Below are 7315 nucleotides of genomic sequence, written 5' to 3' on the forward strand. Positions count from 1 at the left end.
ATCTCCTGTTATATCATGTATTTTCTGTCTAAAGAACGATATTGCAGAACTTCTGCTAGATGACGGACGGTGATTTCTTCTCTGCCGTCTAAGTCGGCTGCTGTTCGGGCAACTTTCAATATTTTGTGATAAGCCCTTGCGCTTAAGTCCATAGAAGAGAAGGCTGCCTTCAGCAGTTTTTGTTCTGCTTCCCCAAGAGGGCAGTATTTCTCCACTTGTGCGGCATTAAGCTGGGCATTGAAGAAAATTCCTTCCTTTTTATATCGCTGCAGCTGGATTTCGTGGGCTTTTACCACACGTTTTTTGATTTCTGCGGAAGATTCGCCGGGAGTACTGTTTTGCAGATCTTCATAGCCAACAGCAGGCATTTCCACCATCAAATCAATACGGTCTAACAGAGGTCCACTGATTTTGCTCTGATATTTGGCAATTTCATTGACAGTGCAGTGACATTTATCCCCGCTGCCAAGATAACCGCAAGGGCAGGGGTTCATGGCTGCCACCAGCATGAAATCAGAGGGGAATGTCAAAGTGCCGCTGACACGGGCAATGGTGACTTTTCCATCCTCCATGGGCTGCCGCATGACTTCCAGCGCAGAACGCTGAAATTCCGGCAATTCGTCCAGAAATAGCACACCATTATGCGCCAAAGAAATTTCCCCAGGCTTTGGAATTCTGCCGCCGCCGGTGAGGGCAGAAGCGGAAATGGTATGATGTGGAGAACGAAAAGGTCTGTGGTGAATCAAAGCGTTTTTGTTCTGCAAAAGACCTGCTACGCTGTAGATTTTTGTGATTTCAATGCTTTCTGCAAAAGTCAGGTCAGGCAGTATGGTGGGAAAGCGTTTTGCCAACATGGTTTTACCGGAACCGGGAGGACCGATAAGCAGGATATTGTGCCCACCAGCAGCAGCCAGTTCCATAGCACGTTTGGCATTTTCCTGTCCTTTTACATGAGAAAAATCCAGACTTTCCCATTCTTTGTCATCAGCAAAGAGATTGTCCAGATCTACATGATAAGGCTGTAATGTTTCCTGATTTTGCAAAATGGCAACTAATTGCCGCAGACTATGGAGGGGATAGACCTCCATGCCTTCCACAAGAGCCGCCTCTTCGGCATTTTCATAGGGCACAAAGCACTTTGTGATGCCGTCCTGCAATGCGCCATAAACCATGGGCAGAATGCCGTTGACGGGGCGCAGAGAACCATCCAGAGAAAGTTCTCCGGCCAATAAATATCCATCTAGTGCGTCAGTAGGCAGGGTTCCCATAGCAGTCAGAATCCCTGCGGCAATGGGCAGGTCAAAGGACGCCCCTTCTTTTTTCGTGTCCGCCGGCGCTAAATTGACTGTGATGCGTTTGGTTGGAAAGGAAAGCCCTGTGTTTTTGATGGCAGTGCGTACCCGTTCCCGAGATTCTTTGACTGCAGAATCTGGCAGCCCAACTATGTCAAAAGCAGGCAGTCCGCTGCTTAAGTCAACTTCTACATTGACAGCATAAGCGTCAATGCCAAGCAGTGCGGCGCTATGAATAATGGAAAGCATGACCTCGCCTCATTTCTCTTGAAAAATTATGTTTTTATCATAACAATTCTTACGAAAAAGTGCAATGAAAATTGGAGATTTCTACTAGTACATGCATAGGAATTCACATTATTTTCAAATTTTTAGAAAAAAATCATTGAATTTTGAAAAGAAAGCATATATAGTAGATTGCGTAACTGGCAAGGGGATAAGGAGGCGACGTTGTGGAAGAAACGTATCTGATGTGGCTGGCAAGAGTGACACTGCATAACACAAAGAAAGCCTTTCAGCTTTTGGGAAGATTTGGTACAGCGGAAAACATTTTTTACGCAGAACCGGAAGAAATCCGCAGTGCTTTGGGCAATGCCACAAAACTTGCAGATACCATTTTATCCCAACGCGACCCGGAAATGTTGGATGAATGGATGATTGAATTGGAGGAAAAAGAAATTTCCTTTTATTCCTATTTTCATCCGTCCTACCCTTATTTGCTGAAACAGATTTATGATCCTCCTTTGGGGATTTATGTGAAAGGCGCTCTGCCTGATGACCATATTGATAAAATTGGTGTCATTGGTGCCAGAAGATGTTCTCAATATGGCTCGTCTGTGGCGTACCGCATTACAAAGGATTTGGGTCAGACCAACGTAATTGTTGTCAGTGGTATGGCGAAAGGCATTGATGCTGTTGCTCATAAAGGCATCATGGACGGCGGCGGAAAAACTATCGCTGTTCTGGGCTGCGGCGTAGATGTTTGTTATCCTGCGGAAAATCGGGAATTGATGGAGCGGATCATAGAAAACGGCTGTGTGCTGTCGGAGTATCCGCCGGGAACGAAAGCGGTTCCTTATCATTTTCCCTATCGCAACCGCATCATCAGCGGTCTTTCCAAACTGATTGTTGTCATTGAAGCAGGAAAACGCAGCGGCACATTGATTACAGCGGATTTGGCGCTGGAAAACGGCAGAGATGTTTTTGTTCTGCCGGGCAATGTCACCAGCAAACTGAGCGAAGGCACCAATAACCTGATTAAACAGGGCTGCCCAATCATTACAGAATCGGGAGATATTTTAGAGGAACTCGGCATATCCTATCAGGAAAAGGAAAAGACTCGTTTCTATGAAAAAGTAGAAGAAAAACTGGAACCCGAAGAACGGGAAATTTATGAGAAAATAACTGAGGCTGCACCAGTAACGGCTGAGGAATTGAGCCGGATGCTGGAAAAGCCAATTCAGGATATACAATATGTACTTTCTCTGTTGGAAATCACTGGATATATTCGAAAATTACAGCAGGCGGGCTATGTCCGCAGTTAACAGAGAAGGCTGAGAGGTGAAAGATATGAGCAAAGAAGCGACTGCAGCAAAACCAAAGAAAACAACCAAGAAAGCTGCGTCAAAGAAATACCTTGTCATTGTAGAATCTCCTGCAAAGGCAAGTACTATTGGAAAATTTCTGGGAAGCAATTATAAAATTGAGGCTTCCATGGGGCATATCCGCGATTTGCCCAAAAGCCAGATGGGCATTGACATCGAACATGATTTCGAACCCAAGTATATCACCATCCGTGGCAAAGGCGATTTGCTGAGCAAACTGAAAAAAGAGGCGAAGGCTGCCGATAAAGTCTATCTGGCAACTGACCCGGACCGTGAAGGGGAAGCCATCAGCTGGCATCTGCTTCACGCTCTCAACTTAGGTGATGATAAGGACATCAGCCGTATCACCTTCAACGAAATCACAAAGGCAGCGGTAAAGCGCTCTATTTCTGAAGCAAGAGAAATCGACATGGATTTGGTAGATGCCCAGCAGGCACGTCGTGTGCTGGACAGAATGGTGGGCTATACCGTTAGTGACTTATTATGGAAGAAAGTCAAAAAAGGCTTAAGCGGCGGTCGTGTACAGTCTGTTGCACTGCGTCTGATCTGCGACAGAGAGGACGAAATTCGCGGCTTCATTCCTGACGAATACTGGACCATTGGCGCAAAGCTGACCGATGCGGAAAAGAAAACATTTGAAGCCAGATTTTACGGCAAGGGCAGTGAAAAAATGGAACTGCCTAATGCGCAGGTGGTTCAGGAAGTGGAAAACGGTCTGAAAGGACAGGATTTCATCGTCAAAGAAGTGAAAAAAGGTACACGCCAGAAGAAACCCGTTGCGCCTTTTACCACCAGTACCATGCAGCAGGAAGCCAGCAAGCATCTGAACATGGCAACACAGAAAACCATGCTCATTGCCCAGCAGCTGTATGAAGGCGTTCATGTAAAAGGGGAAGGCAATGTCGGTCTGGTTTCCTATATCCGTACGGACTCCTTCCGTATTTCCGATGAAGCATACGAAGCAGCAGTTTCCTATATCGGTGAAAACTTCGGGGAAGAATATGTAAATCCCGAACGTGTGGTATATAAATCCAAAGGGAAAACACAGGATGCCCACGAAGCCATCCGTCCCACAAATGTACAGCGGACACCTGACAGCATCAAAGAATCTTTGACAAAAGATCAGTATAAATTGTATAAACTCATTTGGGAACGCTTCGTTGCCAGCCAGATGAGCCCTGCACTTTATGATACCATGCAGGTAAAACTGGCAGCAGGGGAATATAGTTTCCGTGCGTCCGGTTCCCGTTTGACTTTCCGTGGTTTCTTAGAAGTTTACAACAAAGGGGAAGAAGAAGCAGATGTGCAGATGCCTGTGCTGAATGAAGGCGATGTGCTGAAAGCACTGGAAATCCTGCCGGAACAGCATTTCACACAGCCTCCCGCGCGTTTTACAGACGCATCTCTCATCAAAACACTGGAAGAAATCGGTGTAGGCCGTCCCAGTACCTATGCGCCTACATTGACAACCATTCAGGCAAGAAACTACGTTACAAAAGAAGCCAAAAACCTCTATCCCACAGAATTGGGGGAAGTGGTAAACGATATTATGAAAACCTATTTCCCGGATATTGTGGACGTTGATTTCACGGCTAATATGGAAGAACGTCTGGATGACGTGGAAATGGGCAGAGAAGAATGGAAACAGATTATCCGTGATTTCTATCCTGGTTTCCATGCAGCAGTGGAAAATGCAGTAGAAAAACTGGCAAAAGTGGAAATCAAAGACGAAGTGACCGATGTGATCTGCGAAAAATGCGGCAGAAACATGGTCATTAAGTATGGCAGATACGGAAAATTCCTGGCTTGCCCCGGTTTCCCGGAATGTCAGAACGCAAAACCTTTCTTTGAAGAAGCCGGTGTGAACTGTCCCGAATGCGGCGGCAAAGTTCTCATCAAGAAAACAAAGAAAGGCAGAACTTACTTCGGTTGTGAAAACAATCCCGAGTGCGGCTTCATGTCCTGGAATAAACCTACCGGGGAAAAATGTCCCGTCTGCGGCAGTTTCCTGGAAGAAAAGGGCAAGAAAAATCCCAAAATCGTATGCTCCAATGAAAAATGCGGCTACATGCGGGAGCCTGAACCGGAAAAAGAAGAAAATACAGAGGAATAACCCGCTGTTTTTTCAGAAAAAGTTGAAAAAAACCATAATTTATGGTTGTAATTTGTATGGGATTGTGCTATAATCCCATAGGTAACTTAAAAACACACGCATTTGCTGCCCTGTGTCCGGTGCCGAAGAGTTCGGTGACACGGGGGATGATGCGGAGGACAAACCACAGGAGGTGCGCTATGAGCGTAATTTCAATGAAACAGTTGTTAGAAGCTGGTGTACATTTTGGTCACCAGACAAGAAGATGGAACCCTAAAATGGCTGAATACATCTTCGCAGAAAGAAACGGTATCTACATCATCGATTTGCAGAAAACCGTTAAAAAAGTAGACGAAGCTTATGCTGAAATCTGCAACATCGTAGCTGACGGCGGCGAAGTTTTGTTCGTTGGTACAAAGAAACAGGCACAGGAATGCATCAAAGAAGAAGCTGAAAGATGCGGTATGTACTACGTTAACCAGAGATGGCTGGGTGGTATGCTGACAAACTTCAACACAATCAAAACAAGAATTGCAAGACTGAAAGAACTGGAAAAAATGCAGGAAGACGGCACTTTTGAAGTTCTGCCCAAAAAAGAAGTTGCAGCCCTGATGCACGAAATGGAAAAACTGGAAAAGAACCTGGGCGGTATCAAAGAAATGAAGAAGATCCCCGATCTGATGTTCGTTGTTGATACAAGAAAAGAAAAAATCGCTGTTCAGGAAGCACACACACTGGGTATTCCCATCGTTGCTATCGTAGATACAAACTGCGATCCCGATGAAATCGACTATGTAATCCCCGGTAACGATGACGCGATCCGCGCCGTAAAACTGATCGCTTCCAAAGTAGCTGATGCAGTTCTGGAATCCAAACAGGGTGAACAGGAAAACGCAGAAGCAGCTGAAGAAACAGTAGCTGAATAATTTCATAGGCAATTTGCCCGAGCTTCAGCCGATTCACGGGCTGAAGCTCTTTCTTATCATAAAACCAATATACGGAGGGAAAAGAACATGGCTATTACAGCAGCAATGGTAAAAGAACTGAGAGAAATGACAGGCGTTGGCATGATGGACTGCAAAAAAGCCCTGACTGAAACAGATGGCGATATGGAAAAAGCAGTTGAACTGCTGAGAGAAAAAGGTCTGGCAGCTTCTGCGAAAAAAGCAGGCCGTATTGCTTCCGAAGGTATCGTTGATGTTTACCTGAGCGATGACAACAAAGTTGGTACAATCGTAGAAGTAAACTCCGAAACAGACTTCGTTGCAAAGAACCAGGTATTCAGAGATTATGTTGCAGCAGTTGCAAAACAGGCTTCCACAACAACAGCAACAGATATGGATGCTTTCTTCGCTGAAAAATGGGATCTGGATCCTCAGTTCACAGTAAAAGAAGCTCTGAGCCAGCAGGTAGCAGTTATCGGTGAAAACCTGAACATCAGACGTTTCGAAAAATTCGAAAAAGCTGGTTCCGGCAGACTGGTTTCCTACATCCACGGCGGCGGCAGAATCGGCGTTCTGATCGAACTGGCTTGCGATAACGACAGCGACGCTCTGGAAGAACTGGGCAAAAACGTTGCAATGCAGATTGCAGCTCTGAACCCTAAATTCATCGCTGAAAAAGACGTTCCCGCTGACTTCATCGAAAAAGAAACAGAAATCCTGACAGTACAGGCTAAAAACGATCCTAAAAACGCAAACAAACCTGAAAACATCATTGCTAAAATGATCGAAGGCAGACTGAAAAAAGAAATGAAAGAATTCTGCCTGGTTGAACAGCCTTACGTAAAAGACGGCGATCTGACAGTGAAAAAATACATTGACTCCGTAGCAAAAGAAGTAGGCGCTCCTATCGAAATCACACGTTTCGTACGTTTCGAAACAGGCGAAGGTCTGGAAAAGAAAGACGAAAACTTTGCTGACGAAGTAGCAAAAGCTATGCAGTAATCTGCAAACATATTTTGCACATCTTATGAATTCCAAAACGGATAGAACCTTGCAAAAGGTTTTATCCGTTTTTTCTTGTACGCCGAACAGGTATGACAAAACCCCCAGTTCAACTGGGGGTAGGTAAAAATACTTTAGTATAAGAAAGAAACCTCCTGCGTTATAATGAAAATGGTCTGGCAACCAAAATTATAGAAGCAGGAGGTTTTGTCAATGAATGACATAAGAAGTTTATCACATTCCAAATGGAGATGCAAATATCATATTGTTTTTGCACCTAAATATCGCAGACAGGTGATTTATAAAAAGTTAAAAGCAGATATTGGGAGGATATTAAGAGAATTATGTGAAAGGAAAGGTGTAAATATTGTAGAGGCGGAG

At 44.8% G+C, this 7315-nt stretch carries 6 protein-coding genes; 5 read left to right on the forward strand and 1 reads right to left on the reverse strand.

All coding sequences use genetic code 11. The features are described from left to right. Positions 1-8: 8 nt before the first annotated feature. Positions 9-1541: a YifB family Mg chelatase-like AAA ATPase gene (locus tag BUB35_RS12010; RefSeq protein ID WP_072852066.1), complete on the reverse strand. Its 1533-nt coding sequence runs from the start codon at positions 1539-1541 to the stop codon at positions 9-11. 203 nt (positions 1542-1744) lie between these two features. On the opposite strand from BUB35_RS12010, the gene dprA reads away from it, so the two are divergent. The 5 genes from dprA to tnpA all read left to right on the forward strand — a co-directional run. Beyond that, a complete protein-coding gene (dprA, locus tag BUB35_RS12015; protein ID WP_084730669.1) occupies positions 1745-2836 on the forward strand; it encodes a DNA-processing protein DprA in 1092 nt (363 codons plus the stop codon). A gap of 25 nt (positions 2837-2861) precedes the next feature. Next, the gene (gene topA / locus BUB35_RS12020; RefSeq protein WP_072852086.1) at positions 2862-5009 is read left to right on the forward strand and encodes a type I DNA topoisomerase; all 2148 of its coding nucleotides are present in this window, start codon (positions 2862-2864) and stop codon (positions 5007-5009) included. A 179-nt stretch (positions 5010-5188) separates the two neighbouring features. Further along, positions 5189-5914, forward strand: coding sequence for a 30S ribosomal protein S2 (gene rpsB, locus BUB35_RS12025; protein ID WP_072852068.1), 726 nt, complete (start codon positions 5189-5191; stop codon positions 5912-5914). Positions 5915-6001: 87 nt separating this feature from the next. Further along, positions 6002-6934 (forward strand): translation elongation factor Ts, encoded by a 933-nt coding sequence (gene tsf, locus BUB35_RS12030; protein WP_072852070.1) that lies wholly within the window; start codon positions 6002-6004, stop codon positions 6932-6934. A 213-nt stretch (positions 6935-7147) separates the two neighbouring features. Then, positions 7148-7315, forward strand: a 168-nt coding sequence (gene tnpA / locus BUB35_RS12035; protein WP_143158987.1) for an IS200/IS605 family transposase, incomplete at its 3' end; no start/stop codon positions are given.

The sequence above is a fragment of the Anaerotignum lactatifermentans DSM 14214 genome, from assembly GCF_900142265.1.
GTDB classification, from domain to species: Bacteria; Bacillota; Clostridia; order Lachnospirales; family Anaerotignaceae; genus Anaerotignum; species Anaerotignum lactatifermentans.

Excerpts from the sequence above, each read along its gene's own strand:
- BUB35_RS12010 (WP_072852066.1), bottom strand. The coding sequence starts at position 1,541 with ATGCTTTCCATTATTCATAGCGCCGCACTGCTTGGCATTGACGCTTAT.
- tsf (WP_072852070.1), top strand. The coding sequence starts at position 6,002 with ATGGCTATTACAGCAGCAATGGTAAAAGAACTGAGAGAAATGACAGGC.
- rpsB (WP_072852068.1), top strand. The coding sequence starts at position 5,189 with ATGAGCGTAATTTCAATGAAACAGTTGTTAGAAGCTGGTGTACATTTT.
- topA (WP_072852086.1), top strand. The coding sequence starts at position 2,862 with ATGAGCAAAGAAGCGACTGCAGCAAAACCAAAGAAAACAACCAAGAAA.